At 62.6% G+C, this 14,415-nt stretch carries 11 protein-coding genes; 9 read left to right on the forward strand and 2 right to left on the reverse strand.

Annotated features, from left to right (window positions below; translation table 11 throughout):
• The first annotated feature begins 148 nt into the window (after window positions 1-148).
• From F8N82_RS06625 to prpD, 6 genes are all read left to right on the forward strand, one after another.
• A complete protein-coding gene (locus F8N82_RS06625) occupies window positions 149-859 on the forward strand; it encodes a GntR family transcriptional regulator (RefSeq protein WP_038994474.1) in 711 nt (236 codons plus the stop codon).
• A complete protein-coding gene (prpB, locus tag F8N82_RS06630; protein WP_010222526.1) occupies window positions 856-1,746 on the forward strand; it encodes a methylisocitrate lyase in 891 nt (296 codons plus the stop codon). Before F8N82_RS06625 ends, prpB begins: the two co-directional genes overlap by 4 nt.
• 74 nt (window positions 1,747-1,820) lie before the next feature.
• Window positions 1,821-2,948, forward strand: coding sequence for a bifunctional 2-methylcitrate synthase/citrate synthase (gene prpC, locus F8N82_RS06635; RefSeq protein ID WP_038994475.1), 1,128 nt, complete (start codon window positions 1,821-1,823; stop codon window positions 2,946-2,948).
• Window positions 2,949-3,050: 102 nt separating this feature from the next.
• Window positions 3,051-5,642 (forward strand): Fe/S-dependent 2-methylisocitrate dehydratase AcnD, encoded by a 2,592-nt coding sequence (gene acnD, locus F8N82_RS06640; protein ID WP_038994476.1) that lies wholly within the window; start codon window positions 3,051-3,053, stop codon window positions 5,640-5,642.
• Window positions 5,643-5,755: 113 nt separating this feature from the next.
• A complete protein-coding gene (gene prpF, locus F8N82_RS06645) occupies window positions 5,756-6,946 on the forward strand; it encodes a 2-methylaconitate cis-trans isomerase PrpF (protein ID WP_038994477.1) in 1,191 nt (396 codons plus the stop codon).
• Between the two features lie 51 nt (window positions 6,947-6,997).
• Window positions 6,998-8,482 carry a 2-methylcitrate dehydratase gene (gene prpD / locus F8N82_RS06650; RefSeq protein ID WP_038994478.1) on the forward strand — a complete coding sequence of 495 codons (1,485 nt, stop codon included), beginning with the start codon at window positions 6,998-7,000 and terminating at the stop codon, window positions 8,480-8,482.
• A gap of 89 nt (window positions 8,483-8,571) precedes the next feature.
• On the opposite strand, the gene acnB is transcribed toward prpD, so the two are convergent.
• The gene (acnB, locus tag F8N82_RS06655) at window positions 8,572-11,181 is read right to left on the reverse strand and encodes a bifunctional aconitate hydratase 2/2-methylisocitrate dehydratase (RefSeq protein ID WP_038994479.1); all 2,610 of its coding nucleotides are present in this window, start codon (window positions 11,179-11,181) and stop codon (window positions 8,572-8,574) included.
• Between the two features lie 406 nt (window positions 11,182-11,587).
• Between acnB and F8N82_RS06660 the strand changes: the two genes are divergently transcribed.
• Window positions 11,588-12,055 carry a DUF1289 domain-containing protein gene (locus F8N82_RS06660; protein ID WP_038994480.1) on the forward strand — a complete coding sequence of 156 codons (468 nt, stop codon included), beginning with the start codon at window positions 11,588-11,590 and terminating at the stop codon, window positions 12,053-12,055.
• Between the two features lie 65 nt (window positions 12,056-12,120).
• Here the strand turns inward: F8N82_RS06660 and F8N82_RS06665 are convergent, their stop codons facing one another.
• The gene (locus tag F8N82_RS06665) at window positions 12,121-12,984 is read right to left on the reverse strand and encodes a universal stress protein (RefSeq protein ID WP_038994482.1); all 864 of its coding nucleotides are present in this window, start codon (window positions 12,982-12,984) and stop codon (window positions 12,121-12,123) included.
• Window positions 12,985-13,142: 158 nt separating this feature from the next.
• Between F8N82_RS06665 and F8N82_RS06670 the strand changes: the two genes are divergently transcribed.
• Both F8N82_RS06670 and F8N82_RS06675 read left to right on the forward strand, forming a co-directional pair.
• A complete protein-coding gene (locus F8N82_RS06670) occupies window positions 13,143-13,748 on the forward strand; it encodes a tRNA-(ms[2]io[6]A)-hydroxylase (RefSeq protein ID WP_038994483.1) in 606 nt (201 codons plus the stop codon).
• 161 nt (window positions 13,749-13,909) lie between these two features.
• Window positions 13,910-14,383 (forward strand): MarR family winged helix-turn-helix transcriptional regulator, encoded by a 474-nt coding sequence (locus F8N82_RS06675; RefSeq protein WP_038994484.1) that lies wholly within the window; start codon window positions 13,910-13,912, stop codon window positions 14,381-14,383.
• Window positions 14,384-14,415: the final 32 nt, after the last annotated feature.

Below are 14,415 nucleotides of genomic sequence, written 5' to 3' on the forward strand. Positions count from 1 at the left end.
GTGTGCTGGCGCCAGCGGCTGCACTCAGACAACAGCGGGGGCCTTGAAGTTCGTTCTTAGACGATTGTCGACAATGTTCATTTTGTCTTTGACTATGCGTGCCAATTTGGCTAGTTTTGCCTTCATTGATTTATGAGGTGTCGACAATATGCTGGACACAGCCCAAGCCCCCGGCGCAGTGGCAGACGACAGCGAAACCCTCTCGGAAAACGTCTTCCGGCGTATCCAGGCGGCCATCGTCAAAGGCGAGATCGCCCCCGGCAGCAAGATTTCCGAGCCTGAGCTGGCGCGCACCTACGGCATCAGCCGCGGGCCGCTGCGCGAGGCGATCCACCGCCTGGAAGGCCAGCGCCTGCTGGTGCGCGTGCCCCATGTCGGGGCGCGGGTGGTGTCGCTCAGCCATGGCGAACTGATCGAGCTGTACGAGATTCGCGAGTCCCTCGAAGGCATGGCCTGCCGCCTGGCCGCCGAGCGTATGAGCGTAGCCGAGATCGACGAGCTGCGCCGGGTGCTCGACACCCATGAGCGCGACGCCACCTTCCAGGCCGGCCTCGGCTACTACCAGCAGGAAGGCGATTTCGACTTTCACTACCGGATCATCCAGGGCAGCGGCAACCGCACCCTGGTGCAGATGCTCTGCGGCGAGCTGTATCAACTGGTGCGCATGTACCGCATCCAGTTCTCGGCCACGCCCAACCGGCCACGCCAGGCGTTCGCCGAACACCACCGGATTCTCGATGCCATTGCCGACCGTGACGGTGAACTGGCCGAGCTCTTGATGCGCCGCCACATCGGCGCCTCCAAACGCAACATCGAGCGTCACTATCTGGACGCTTCCAGCCCACGAGGTGAGTCATGAGTCAGAAAAGCAGTCCCGGCCAGCGCTTTCGCGATGCAGTTGCCGCCGAACACCCGTTGCAGGTGGTCGGTGCGATCAATGCCAACCACGCGCTGCTGGCCCAGCGTGCCGGTTTCAAGGCCATCTACCTGTCCGGTGGCGGTGTTGCCGCAGGCTCCCTGGGCCTGCCTGACCTGGGTATCAGCGGCCTGGACGACGTGCTGACCGACGTACGGCGCATCACCGATGTCTGCGACCTGCCGCTGCTGGTGGACGTCGATACCGGTTTCGGCTCCTCGGCGTTCAACGTTGCGCGTACGGTCAAGTCGATGATCAAGTTCGGCGCTGCCGCCATCCATATCGAAGACCAGGTCGGCGCCAAGCGCTGCGGCCACCGCCCGAACAAGGAGATCGTCTCCCAGCAGGAGATGGTCGACCGCATCAAGGCCGCCGTTGACGCCCGTACCGACGACAGCTTCGTGATCATGGCGCGTACCGACGCCCTGGCCGTCGAAGGCCTGGAAGCGGCCCTGGACCGCGCTGCCGCCTGCATAGAAGCCGGCGCCGACATGGTCTTCCCGGAAGCCATCACCGAGCTTTCGATGTACAAGACCTTCGCCGACCGGGTCAAAGCCCCGATCCTGGCCAACATCACCGAATTCGGCGCTACGCCGCTGTACACCACCGAAGAGCTGGCGTCGGTCGATGTCTCGCTGGTGCTGTACCCGCTGTCGGCTTTCCGCGCCATGAACAAGGCCGCGGAAAACGTCTACACCGCGCTGCGTCGCGACGGCACCCAGAAAAACGTCATCGACACCATGCAGACTCGCATGGAGCTGTACGACGCCATCAACTACCACGTGTTCGAGCAGAAGCTCGATGCACTGTTCGCCCAGAAAAAGGGCTGAGGTCCTCTGTAGGAGCGGGCTTGCCCCGCGATCAGCCTGAGATTCCATAACAAATTCAAGAAAGGAGAAAGACAATGGCCGAAGCAAAAGTACTCAGTGGTGCCGGCCTGCGTGGTCAAGTGGCCGGGCAAACCGCACTGTCGACCGTGGGCCTGGCCGGAGCCGGCCTGACCTATCGTGGTTACGACGTGCGCGACCTGGCCGAGCACGCGCTGTTTGAAGAAGTCGCCTACCTGCTGCTGTACGGTGAGCTGCCGAGCAAGGCAGAGCTGGCCGAATACCAGCAAAAGCTGAAAACCCTGCGTGACCTGCCGCAGGCGCTCAAGGAAGTGCTCGAGCGCATCCCCGCCGACGCCCACCCGATGGACGTGATGCGCACAGGTTGCTCGGTGCTGGGCACCCTGGAGCCGGAACTGACCTTCGAGCAGCAGCACGACAAGACCGACCGCCTGCTGGCGCTGTTCCCGGCCGTGATGTGCTACTGGTATCGCTTCACCCACCATGGCGTGCGCATCGACTGCACCAGCGATGAAGACACCATTGGCGGTCACTTCCTGCACCTGCTGCACGGCAAGAAGCCGAGCGAGTTGCACGTCAAGGTGATGAACGTCTCGCTGATCCTCTACGCCGAGCACGAATTCAACGCTTCGACCTTCACTGCCCGGGTCTGCGCCTCGACCCTGTCCGACCTGTACTCCTGCGTCACCGCCGCCATCGGCTCGCTGCGCGGCCCGCTGCATGGCGGTGCCAACGAAGCGGCGATGGAGCTGATTGAGCGCTTCCAGAGCCCGCAGGAAGCGGTCACCGAGTTGCTGCAGATGCTGGCGCGCAAGGACAAGATCATGGGCTTTGGCCATGCCATCTACAAAGAGTCCGATCCGCGTAACGAGGTGATCAAGGCCTGGTCGAAGAAGCTGGCCGATGAAGTGGGCGACAGCGTGCTGTACCCGGTGTCCGAAGCCATCGACAAGACCATGTGGGAGCAAAAGAAGCTGTTCCCCAACGCCGACTTCTACCATGCCTCGGCGTACCACTTCATGGGCATCCCGACCAAGCTGTTCACCCCGATCTTCGTCTGCTCGCGCCTGACCGGCTGGGCGGCGCATGTGTTCGAGCAGCGTGCCAACAACCGCATCATCCGCCCGAGCGCCGAGTACACCGGCGTCGAACAGCGCAAGTTCGTGCCAATCGAGCAACGCTGAGACTGGTGGGCAAACGGCTTACGCTCCCTTCCCGCTCCCACAGTAGCAAGAAGGGGCTAGTCGGATTGCCTCCCGACCCTACCGTGATTGAGTCCCTGTGCCATGAATAGTGAATTTCGCAAGAACCTGCCGGGCACTGGCCTGGATTATTTCGACGCCCGCGCGGCCGTTGATGCGATCAAGCCCGGCGCCTATGACCGTCTTCCTTATACCTCACGCGTCCTGGCGGAAAACCTCGTGCGCCGCTGCGACCCGGCCAGCCTCAATGCCTCGCTGGGCCAGCTGATCGAGCGCAAGCGCGACCTCGATTTTCCCTGGTTCCCGGCCCGCGTGGTGTGCCACGACATTCTCGGTCAGACCGCCCTGGTGGACCTCGCCGGCCTGCGTGACGCCATCGCCGAAGGCGGCGGTGACCCGGCCCAGGTCAATCCGGTGGTGCCGGTGCAACTGATCGTCGACCACTCCCTGGCCGTGGAATGCGGTGGTTTCGACCCGCAGGCGTTCGAGAAGAACCGCGCCATCGAAGACCGCCGCAACGAAGACCGTTTCCACTTCATCAACTGGACCAAGAAGGCGTTCAAGAACGTCGACGTGATCCAGCCGGGCAACGGCATCATGCACCAGATCAACCTGGAGAAGATGTCGCCGGTGATCCATGCCGAGCGCGGCGTGGCCTATCCCGATACCTGCGTCGGCACCGACAGCCACACCCCCCACGTCGATGCCCTGGGCGTGATCGCCATCGGCGTCGGCGGCCTTGAAGCCGAGAACGTCATGCTTGGCCGCGCCTCGTGGATGCGTCTGCCGGAAATCGTCGGCGTCGAGCTCTCGGGCAAGCCGCAACCGGGCATCACCGCAACCGACGTGGTCCTGGCCCTGACCGAGTTCCTGCGCAAGGAAAAGGTCGTTGGCGCCTACCTGGAATTCTACGGCGAGGGCGCCCGCGCCTTGACCCTGGGCGACCGCGCGACCATCTCCAACATGGCCCCGGAATACGGCGCCACTGCGGCAATGTTCTCCATCGACCAGCAGACCATCGACTACCTCAAGCTCACCGGCCGCGAAGACGAGCAGGTCAAGCTGGTGGAAACCTACGCCAAGGTCGCCGGTCTGTGGTCCGATAGCCTGGCCAACGCCGAGTACGAGCGGGTGCTGCGCTTTGACCTGTCCAGCGTCGTGCGCAACATGGCCGGGCCGTCCAACCCGCACGCCCGGGTCGCCACCAGCGACCTGGCGAGCAAGGGCATTGCCGGCCAGTGGGACGAAGTGCCGGGGCAAATGCCTGACGGCGCGGTGATCATTGCCGCCATCACCAGTTGCACCAACACCAGCAACCCGCGCAACGTGATTGCCGCCGGATTGCTCGCGCGCAACGCCAACAAGCTGGGACTGGCGCGCAAGCCATGGGTCAAGTCTTCGCTGGCGCCAGGCTCGAAAACCGTGGCCCTGTACCTGAAAGAGGCGGGCCTGGACGATGAGCTGGAGCAGCTCGGTTTTGGCATCGTCGCCTTTGCCTGCACCACCTGCAACGGCATGTCCGGCGCGCTTGATCCGGTCATCCAGCAAGAGATCATAGACCGCGACCTGTACGCCACCGCGGTGCTCTCGGGCAACCGCAACTTTGACGGCCGCATCCACCCGTACGCCAAGCAGGCGTTCCTGGCGTCGCCGCCGCTGGTGGTGGCCTACGCGATTGCCGGCACCATCCGCTTCGACATCGAGAAGGACGTGCTCGGTGTGGTCGACGGCAAGGAAATCCGCCTCAAGGACATCTGGCCAAGCGACGAAGAGATCGACGCGGTGGTCAAGGCGGCGGTCAAGCCCGAGCAGTTCCGTCAGGTCTATATCCCGATGTTCGCTGTGCAGGAAGACACCGGGCCGAAGGTCACCCCGTTGTACGACTGGCGCGAGATGAGCACCTACATCCGCCGTCCACCGTACTGGGAAGGCGCCCTGGCCGGCGAGCGCACGCTCACGGGCATGCGCCCGCTGGCGGTGCTGCCGGACAACATCACCACCGACCACCTGTCGCCGTCCAACGCCATCATGCTCGACAGCGCCGCGGGCGAGTACCTGGCGAAAATGGGCCTGCCGGAGGAAGACTTCAACTCCTACGCAACCCACCGTGGCGACCACCTGACCGCGCAGCGCGCAACCTTTGCCAACCCGAAACTGTTCAACGAAATGGTGCAAGAGAACGGCAAGGTCAAGCAGGGTTCGCTGGCGCGCATCGAGCCGGAAGGCAAGGTCACGCGGATGTGGGAAGCGATCGAAACCTATATGGAGCGCAAGCAGCCGCTGATCATCGTGGCCGGTGCCGACTACGGCCAGGGCTCGTCCCGCGACTGGGCGGCCAAGGGCGTGCGCCTGGCCGGTGTCGAGGCCATCGTTGCCGAAGGCTTCGAGCGTATCCACCGCACCAACCTGGTGGGCATGGGCGTGTTGCCGCTGGAGTTCAAACCGGGCGTCAACCGCAAGACCCTGGGCATCGACGGCACCGAAACCTTCGACGTGCTCGGCGAGCGCACCCCGCGGGCGACCCTGACCCTGGTCATCACCCGGGCCAATGGCGAGTGCGTCGAGGTGCCGGTGACCTGCCGCCTGGATACCGCTGAAGAAGTGTCGATCTACGAAGCGGGCGGGGTGCTGCAGCGCTTTGCCCAGGACTTCCTCGAATCGGCGGTAGCGGTTTGATGAACGCCCTGTAGGAGCGGGCTTGACCCGCGATGCGATGTGACTGAACGATCGCTATCGCGGGGCAAGCCCGCTCCTACAGGTGGCGATGACAATTACAGGACAAGACCCCCATGGCTCACGTAGCGCAAATCAAAATCCCCGCCACCTACATCCGTGGCGGCACCAGCAAGGGCGTGTTCTTTCGCCTCGACGACCTTCCGCAAAGCGCGCAGATCCCAGGCCCGGCCCGTGATGCACTGCTGCTGCGGGTGATTGGCAGTCCCGACCCCTACGGCAAGCAGATCGACGGCATGGGCGGCGCGACGTCGAGCACCAGTAAAACCGTGATCCTCTCGCGCAGCATCAAGCCCGAGCACGATGTCGACTACCTGTTCGGCCAGGTCTCGATCGACACCGCGTTCGTCGACTGGAGCGGCAACTGCGGCAACCTCTCGGCAGCGGTCGGCTCGTTCGCCATCAGCGCCGGCCTGGTCGACAGCAGCCGCATTCCGCTCAACGGCGTGGCCGTGGTGCGCATCTGGCAGGCCAATATCGGCAAGACCATCATTGCCCATGTACCGATCACCAATGGCGAAGTTCAGGAAACCGGTGATTTCGAACTGGACGGCGTGACCTTCCCGGCCGCCGAAGTGCGGCTTGAGTTCATGGACCCGGCCGCCGACGAAGACGGCGAGGGCGGCTCGATGTTCCCCACCGGCAACCTGGTCGACGACCTAGTGGTACCCGGTGTCGGCACCCTGAAGGCCACGCTGATCAATGCCGGCATCCCGACCATCTTCATCCAGGCCGAGGCCCTTGGCTACACCGGTACCGAGTTGCAGGACGCGATCAACAGCGATTCGCAAGCCCTGGCCCGTTTCGAAACCATCCGGGCCTATGGCGCGGTGCGCATGGGCTTGATCGAGCATATCGACGAAGCCGCCAAGCGCCAGCACACGCCGAAAGTCGCCTTCGTCGCGCCAGCGACGGCCTATCAGTCATCCAGCGGTAAAGCCGTGGCCGCCGGCGACGTTGATCTATTGGTGCGTGCGCTGTCGATGGGCAAGTTGCACCACGCCATGATGGGCACCGCCGCTGTCGCCATCGGTACTGCCGCGGCAGTGCCCGGCACCCTGGTCAACCTCGCCGCCGGTGGTGGCGAGCGCACAGCGGTACGTTTCGGTCACCCCTCGGGCACCCTGCGCGTTGGCGCCGAGGCCCGGCAGGTGAACGGTGAGTGGACTGTCACCAAAGCAATCATGAGCCGTAGCGCTCGCGTACTGATGGAGGGCTGGGTGCGGGTACCCGGTGATGCCTTCTAGCCAGTAGCGGCGCTTGGCTCCCTGTTACCTACGTCAACAGAGAGATGTGAAATGAGTGCCAACGTTGATCTGAACAACCGTCCCGACTACGACCGGGTGCTGCAGGACATCGCCGATTACGTCCTCAGCTACAAGGTCGAGTCGCAGGAGGCGCTGGACACGGCGCGCAACTGCCTGATGGACACCCTGGGCTGCGGCCTGCTGGCCCTGCGCTTCCCGGAATGCACCAAGCACCTGGGGCCGCTGGTGGAGGGCACGGTGGTGCCGTTCGGCGCGCGAGTGCCGGGTACCCGCTACCGGCTGGACCCGGTCAAGGCCGCCTGGGACATCGGTTGTATCGTCCGTTGGCTCGACTACAACGACACCTGGCTGGCCGCTGAGTGGGGGCATCCCTCGGACAACCTCGGCGGCATCCTGGCGGTGGCCGACCACCTTTCGCAAAAGCGCGTGGCCAATGGCGAGGCGCCGTTGAGCATGCGCGTGGTGCTTGAAGCGATGGTCATGGCCCACGAGATCCAGGGTGTGATTGCCCTGGAAAACGCCTTCAACCGCGTTGGCCTGGACCATGTGCTGCTGGTCAAGGTTGCCTCGACCGCCGTGTGCGCCAAGCTCATGGGCGCCAATCGCGAACAGCTTCTTTCGGCACTGTCCCACGCCTTCGTCGACGGCCAGGCCCTGCGCACCTACCGCCATGCGCCGAATGCCGGCTCGCGCAAGTCCTGGGCGGCGGGCGATGCCTCCAGCCGTGGCGTGCGCCTGGCCGATATTGCCCTGCGTGGCGAGATGGGTATCCCGGGGGTGCTGACGGCGCCGCAGTGGGGTTTTTACGATGTGCTGTTCAGCCACACCAACAAGGACCTGGCGCTCAAGACGCAAGACAAACGCGCTTTCAGCCTGAGTCAGAAGTACGCCAGCTACGTGATGGAAAACGTGCTGTTCAAGATCAGCTTCCCGGCCGAATTCCATGCCCAGACCGCCTGCGAAGCGGCGGTGACCTTGCACCCGCAAGTGCGCAATCGCCTGCATGAAATCGAGCGCATCGTCATTACCACCCATGAGTCGGCGATCCGCATCATCTCCAAGGTCGGCACCCTGGCCAATGCCGCCGACCGCGACCACTGCATCCAGTATATGACCGCCGTACCGCTGATTTTCGGCAACCTGGTGGCCGAGCAGTACGAGGCTGATTTCCATGCCGCACACCCGATCATCGACCGCTTGCGCGAGAAGATGGAGATCGTCGAAGAGCCGCGGTTTACCCGTGAGTACCTGGAGGCCGACAAGCGCTCGATCGCCAATGCCGTGCAGGTGTTTTTCAATGATGGTTCGAGCACCGAGCAGGTGGTGGTGGAGTATCCGATCGGTCATCGCCGGCGCCGGGCCGAGGGGGTTCCACTGCTGGAAGAGAAGTTCAAGGCCAACCTGGCGACGCGTTTTACCGGGCAGCGCAGCGGGGAGATTTTTGCCCTGTGCAAGGATCAGGCGGCGCTTGAAGCGACGGCGGTGCATCGGTTTGTGGATCTGTTTGTGATCTGAAGGGCCTCATCGCTGGCTTGCCAGCGATGCTTTTCAAAGGGCGATAAAAAACCCCGCCGAGTGGCGGGGTTTTTTTACGCTAAGTCAGCTCAGGCTTGAACAACCGGGATCTTGGCGTTCGCAGCAGCTTCACGGAACTCGGCGATCTGGTCGAAGCTCAGGTAGCGGTAAACGTCGGCAGCCATGCTGTCGATGTTCTTCGCGTACTCCATGTACTCTTCGACGGTTGGCAGCTTGCCCAGGATCGAGGCAACAGCGGCCAGCTCGGCAGAGGCCAGGTAGACGTTGGCGCCATCACCCAGACGGTTCGGGAAGTTACGGGTCGAAGTCGACACAACGGTCGAGTTCGCAGCAACACGTGCCTGGTTACCCATGCACAGCGAGCAGCCCGGCATTTCCATGCGCGCGCCAGCCTTGCCGTAGATGCCGTAGTAGCCTTCTTCGGTCAGCTGGTGAGCGTCCATCTTGGTTGGCGGCGACAGCCACAGGCGGGTCGGAATCGAGCCTTTGACCTTGTCCAGCAGTTTACCGGCAGCGCGGAAGTGGCCGATGTTGGTCATGCACGAACCGATGAACACTTCGTCGATCTTCTCGCCCTGTACGGAGGAGAGCAGACGGGCGTCGTCCGGGTCGTTCGGGGCGCAGAGCACAGGCTCTTTGACGTCGGCCAGGTCGATCTCGATGATCTCGGCGTATTCGGCGTCCTTGTCGGCAGCCAGCAGTTGCGGGTTGGCCAACCAGGCTTCCATCGCTTGCGCGCGGCGTTCCATGGTGCGGGCATCGCCGTAGCCTTCGCTGATCATCCAGCGCAGCAGGGTGATGTTCGACTTCAGGTACTCGGCAACGGCTTTTTCTGGCAGCTTGATGGTGCAACCGGCAGCCGAACGTTCAGCCGAGGCGTCGGACAGTTCGAACGCTTGCTCGACGGTCAGTTCGTCCAGGCCTTCGATTTCCAGGATGCGGCCGGAGAAGGCGTTGATCTTGCCTTTCTTCTCGACGGTCAGCAGGCCTTTCTGGATGCCGTAGTAAGGGATGGCGTGAACCAGGTCGCGCAGGGTGATGCCCGGTTGCAGTTTGCCCTTGAAACGCACCAGTACCGACTCCGGCATGTCCAGCGGCATGACGCCGGTGGCAGCGGCGAAGGCGACCAGGCCGGAACCGGCCGGGAACGAGATGCCGATCGGGAAGCGGGTGTGCGAGTCACCACCGGTACCGACGGTGTCCGGCAGCAGCATGCGGTTCAGCCAGCTGTGAATGATGCCGTCGCCTGGACGCAGGGACACGCCGCCACGGGTGCGGATGAAATCCGGCAGGGTGTGGTGGGTGGTGACGTCGATCGGCTTCGGATAGGCCGCGGTGTGGCAGAACGACTGCATGACCAGGTCGGCGGAGAAGCCCAGGCACGCCAGGTCTTTGAGCTCGTCACGGGTCATCGGGCCAGTGGTGTCCTGGGAGCCGACGGTGGTCATCTTCGGTTCGCAGTAGGTGCCTGGACGCACGCCTTTGCCTTCTGGCAGGCCGCACGCCTTGCCGACCATCTTCTGTGCCAGGGTGTAGCCCTTGCCGGTGTCGACAGGTGCTTCAGGCAGCTTGAACAGGTCGGTTGGGCCCAGGCCCAGCTCGGCACGGGCTTTCTCGGTCAGGCCACGGCCGACGATCAGTGGGATACGGCCGCCAGCGCGGACTTCGTCGAGCAGCACCGGGGTCTTCAGTTCGAAGGTGGTGATGACCTCTTCGGTGCCGTGCTTGCAGACCTTGCCAGCGTGCGGGTACACGTCGATGACGTCGCCCATGTTCAGGTTCGACACGTCGAACTCGATCGGCAGGGCGCCGGCGTCTTCCATGGTGTTGTAGAAGATCGGCGCGATTTTCGAGCCGAAGCAGAAGCCACCGGCGCGCTTGTTCGGCACGTACGGGATGTCGTCGCCGAAGAACCACAGCACCGAGTTGGTCGCGGATTTACGCGAAGAACCGGTACCGACCACGTCACCGACGTAGGCAACCGGGAAGCCTTTGGCTTTGACTTCTTCGATCTGCTTGAGCGGGCCGATGGCGCCTTGTTGCTCAGGCACGATGCCGTCACGGGCCATTTTCAGCATGGCCAGGGCGTGCAGCGGGATGTCAGGGCGCGACCAGGCGTCCGGGGCAGGGGACAGGTCGTCGGTGTTGGTTTCGCCAGGGACCTTGAACACGGTCAGGCTGTACTTGTCAGCGATGGCTGGCTTGTTGGTGAACCACTCGCCGGCAGCCCAGGATTCCAGCACGCCCTTGGCGTGGGCATTGCCCGCCTTGGCTTTTTCGGCGACGTCGTGGAACGCATCGAACATCAGCAGGGTGTGCTTGAGCTGTTCGGCGGCGACAGGGGCCAGTTCGGCGTTGTCCAGCAGCTCGACCATGGTGGCGATGTTGTAGCCGCCCTGCATGGTGCCCAGCAGCTCAACGGCGCGCTTCTTGTCGATCAGCGGGGAAGTGGCTTCGCCCTTGGCAATAGCGGAAAGGAAACCGGCCTTGACGTAGGCGGCTTCGTCCACTCCTGGTGGAACGCGATTGGTGATCAGGTCGACGAGGACTGCTTCTTCGCCAGCAGGGGGATTCTTCAGCAGCTCGACCAGGCCTGCGGTTTGTTCGGCGTTAAGCGGCTGGGGCACGATACCCTGGGCGGCACGCTCTTCGATGTGTTTGCGGTAGGCTTCAAGCACAGTTATTACCCTCATCAGTGGTCCCAAATGGGTGTCCGGGACGCTCATCCAGAAATTCCGGCACCCATGCGCAATACGGCTTCTTGGGCCGCGTAGCCAGGGTTGCAGGAAATCCTTACAGAAGCTGCTTTCAAAGTTTTACGCCTGTAGAACGGAGGCTGATGAGGGCTGGCGCGGGACATGCGCGAAGCGAATATCCCGGGCCAACGCCGTTCTACCGGATGAACTGTGCTCGTGACGCTTTGAAAACAGCTTCTAACGGACATTGCTGCCTTAAAAAGGCCGGATGATTCTACGGTAAAAAGTGGATAAAGGTAAGGCGCGAAGGATGACTTTAGCGGGTGACCCTCGTTAGACAAAGGGCTAACATGGCAGCCTGTTCCACCGCCAAACTGTCGATTTTTTCATGTCCAATCAGTCAATTAAAACGCCTTGTGTCGGCCTCTGCTCCACGGTTTACGGGGACTTGGTGTGCCGTGGCTGCAAGCGTTTTCACCATGAAGTGATCAACTGGAACGGCTACAACGAAGATGAAAAGCGTGCGGTGTGGCTGCGCCTTGAGCAATTGCTGGTGCAAGTCATGGTGGCCAAACTTGAAGTCTTTGATGCCACGCGCCTGCGCCAGCAACTGGAGCTGCGCAAGATCCGCTTCGTGCCGCACCAGTCCGAATATTGCTGGGCTTATCAATTGATTGCCCGCGGGGCGCGGGTGATCCGTGAGCTGGAGGCGTACGGCATGGTGTTGCTGCCGGAGTTTCGCGACTGGGAGTTGCCCGAGTTGCGCGATGCCATTGATCGGGAATTCTTCTTGCTGTCGGAAGCCCATTACCAGCGCTACATCGCGCCGGGGTTTCTCAAGGATGCCTTGGGTTGAAGCCATCGCGGGGCAAGCCCGCTCCCACAGGTTTGTAGGAGCGGGCTTGCCCCGCGATGAGACCCTCAGCCTTGTGCCAGTTCCGTCAGGTGCACCTTCGCTTCCTCGGTCTTGAGCACCAGCACATCACACTCCAGCGCATCGAGCACCACTTCCGCGGTGTTGCCGATCAACGCCCCGGAAATCCCGGTGCGGGCCACGGTGCCAATCACCGTCACCACCGCATCGTACTTGTTTGCCGTATACGGAATCAGTACATCGGCCGGCCCTTCGGCGACATGCAAGCGCTCGTCCTTGATATCGAACTCGGCCTGGAACGCCGCGCATTCCTCGCGGTACTTGCGCTCGATGGTGTCCTTGAGCTGGTACACCGGGTCGGCCGCCGACAGCATCGGCGACGGATGGGCGCTGATTACATGTAGGTTGCCCTTGGCCAGATTGGCGATCTCGTAACCGTGATCGACGATGTTCTTGTGCAGCAGGCGATGGTCCTCGTCGTGGTTGCCGACATCCACCGCAGCGAGGATTACGCCGCCGGTCCATGGACGCTCGCTCTTGACCATCAGCACCGCGCACGGGCACTGGCGCAGCAGCTTCCAGTCACTGGGGGTGAGCAGGGCGCGCTTGAGCGGGTTGTCCGGGCGATGCTCCTTGATCACCAGGTCGCAGCCTTCAGCTTGCTGCACAGCGACGATCGACTCGTGCAAGGTGTCGTGCCAGGCCTGCTCGTGAGTGACATTGTCGTAGCCATCGTCATGCAACTGGCTGGCCAGCAGGCTAAGCAGGGCGCTGTGGTCCTGCTTCTTGTCGCACATCAGCAGGTGCAGGCGGGCGCCGGTGGTGCCGGCAATCAGTTTGGCCCGGGTCAGCGCCCGGCTGTGGGCATGATCGGGATCGAGTACCACCAGGATGCTGCGTACTTCTTGCATGAGCGTGAACTCCCTTCATAAATGGCGGCCAATGCCTGACTATAGTCGGCGCCAACTGCAACGGGCGTTGATATGTATCAAGCATAGTTCACTGGTGATCGGCGCTGCTGCCGGTATAATCGCCGGTCTTGCCGATTGCCCTGCCTGTTTGTGAGCCTATGTCCCTTATTCCCGAAATCGAAGCCTTCCTTGGCTGCCGTACCCCTGACGCCTGGGTCCAGGCCGCGCTTGGCGACCAGGAAACCCTGCTGATCGATCACAAGAACTGCGAGTTCAAGGCCGCCAGCACCGCGCTGAGCCTGATGGCCAAGTACAACACGCACCTGGACCTGATCAACATGATGTCGCGCCTGGCCCGTGAAGAGCTGGTACACCATGAGCAGGTGCTGCGCCTGATGAAGCGGCGCAAGATCGCCCTGCGACCGTTGTCGGCCGGGCGCTATGCCTCGGGCCTGCGCCGGGTGGTGCGCACCCATGAGCCGGTGAAGCTGGTCGACACCCTGGTGGTCGGCGCCTTTATCGAGGCGCGCAGTTGCGAGCGTTTTGCCGCGCTGGTACCGCATCTGGATGAAGAGCTGGGCAAGTTTTATCACGGCCTGCTCAACAGCGAAGCGCGGCATTACCAGGGTTACCTGAAGCTTGCGCACCAGTACGGGGAAGCAGCGGATATCGAGCGGGTGGTGGAGACGGTCAGGGCGGTCGAGGCCGAACTGATCAGCAGCCCGGATGAAGAGTTCCGTTTTCATAGTGGCGTGCCGGCCTGATTAATCACTTCTATTGAATGCCTGATCGCGGTGCGGCGACCCGACTTGCCCCGCGATTGCGTTCTATCGGCCAAATAATAAGCTAGCTAATTAATGCCTTGACGTTAGCTGCCTAGACAGTAACATTGTGTAACTTACTGCCTAAGCAGGTATCTCCGTCCATGCAGCATTACACCCCGGAAAACTTCCAGAACTGCACCCTCGGCATGCTTCTGGGCCGCACTGCGCTGGTCAAAGACCGCATCATCGACAGCCACATGCAGCCCTACGGCGTGACCGCCGCGCAGTTCAAGGTGCTGATCATCGTCGCCCAGTACGGCGTCGACACCCCGGCCGAGCTGTGCCGCTACCTGTCGCTGGACAGCGGGTCGATGACGCGCATGCTCGACCGTCTCGAGCAGAAAGACCTGCTCATTCGCCGCCGTTGCCCCGATGACCGCCGGCAGATTCGCCTGGGGCTGAGCGAGGAGGGCCAGAAACTGGCCGACCGCTTGCCAGAGATCGGCGCCGCGGCGATGAACGAACTGCTTGGCGTGCTCGACCCCAGCGAACTGGCCACCCTCGAAGCGATTCTGAGCAAGGTGCTGCTGGCCTCCGGCGACACCCTGGCGGCCATGCGCCTAGGCGCTAAATGACCGCCAATTTCACCTATTCACTCAGCCAAGGT

Source organism: Pseudomonas fluorescens, from assembly GCF_902497775.2.
In the GTDB taxonomy this organism is placed as follows: Bacteria; Pseudomonadota; Gammaproteobacteria; order Pseudomonadales; family Pseudomonadaceae; genus Aquipseudomonas; species Aquipseudomonas putida_F.

What these genes read in the sequence shown, in the direction of transcription:
- F8N82_RS06625 (WP_038994474.1), top strand. Translation starts at nt 149, where the DNA reads ATGCTGGACACAGCCCAAGCCCCCGGCGCAGTGGCAGACGACAGCGAA.
- prpB (WP_010222526.1), top strand. Translation starts at nt 856, where the DNA reads ATGAGTCAGAAAAGCAGTCCCGGCCAGCGCTTTCGCGATGCAGTTGCC.
- prpC (WP_038994475.1), top strand. Translation starts at nt 1,821, where the DNA reads ATGGCCGAAGCAAAAGTACTCAGTGGTGCCGGCCTGCGTGGTCAAGTG.
- acnD (WP_038994476.1), top strand. Translation starts at nt 3,051, where the DNA reads ATGAATAGTGAATTTCGCAAGAACCTGCCGGGCACTGGCCTGGATTAT.
- prpF (WP_038994477.1), top strand. Translation starts at nt 5,756, where the DNA reads ATGGCTCACGTAGCGCAAATCAAAATCCCCGCCACCTACATCCGTGGC.
- prpD (WP_038994478.1), top strand. Translation starts at nt 6,998, where the DNA reads ATGAGTGCCAACGTTGATCTGAACAACCGTCCCGACTACGACCGGGTG.
- F8N82_RS06660 (WP_038994480.1), top strand. Translation starts at nt 11,588, where the DNA reads ATGTCCAATCAGTCAATTAAAACGCCTTGTGTCGGCCTCTGCTCCACG.
- F8N82_RS06665 (WP_038994482.1), bottom strand. Translation starts at nt 12,984, where the DNA reads ATGCAAGAAGTACGCAGCATCCTGGTGGTACTCGATCCCGATCATGCC.
- F8N82_RS06670 (WP_038994483.1), top strand. Translation starts at nt 13,143, where the DNA reads ATGTCCCTTATTCCCGAAATCGAAGCCTTCCTTGGCTGCCGTACCCCT.
- F8N82_RS06675 (WP_038994484.1), top strand. Translation starts at nt 13,910, where the DNA reads ATGCAGCATTACACCCCGGAAAACTTCCAGAACTGCACCCTCGGCATG.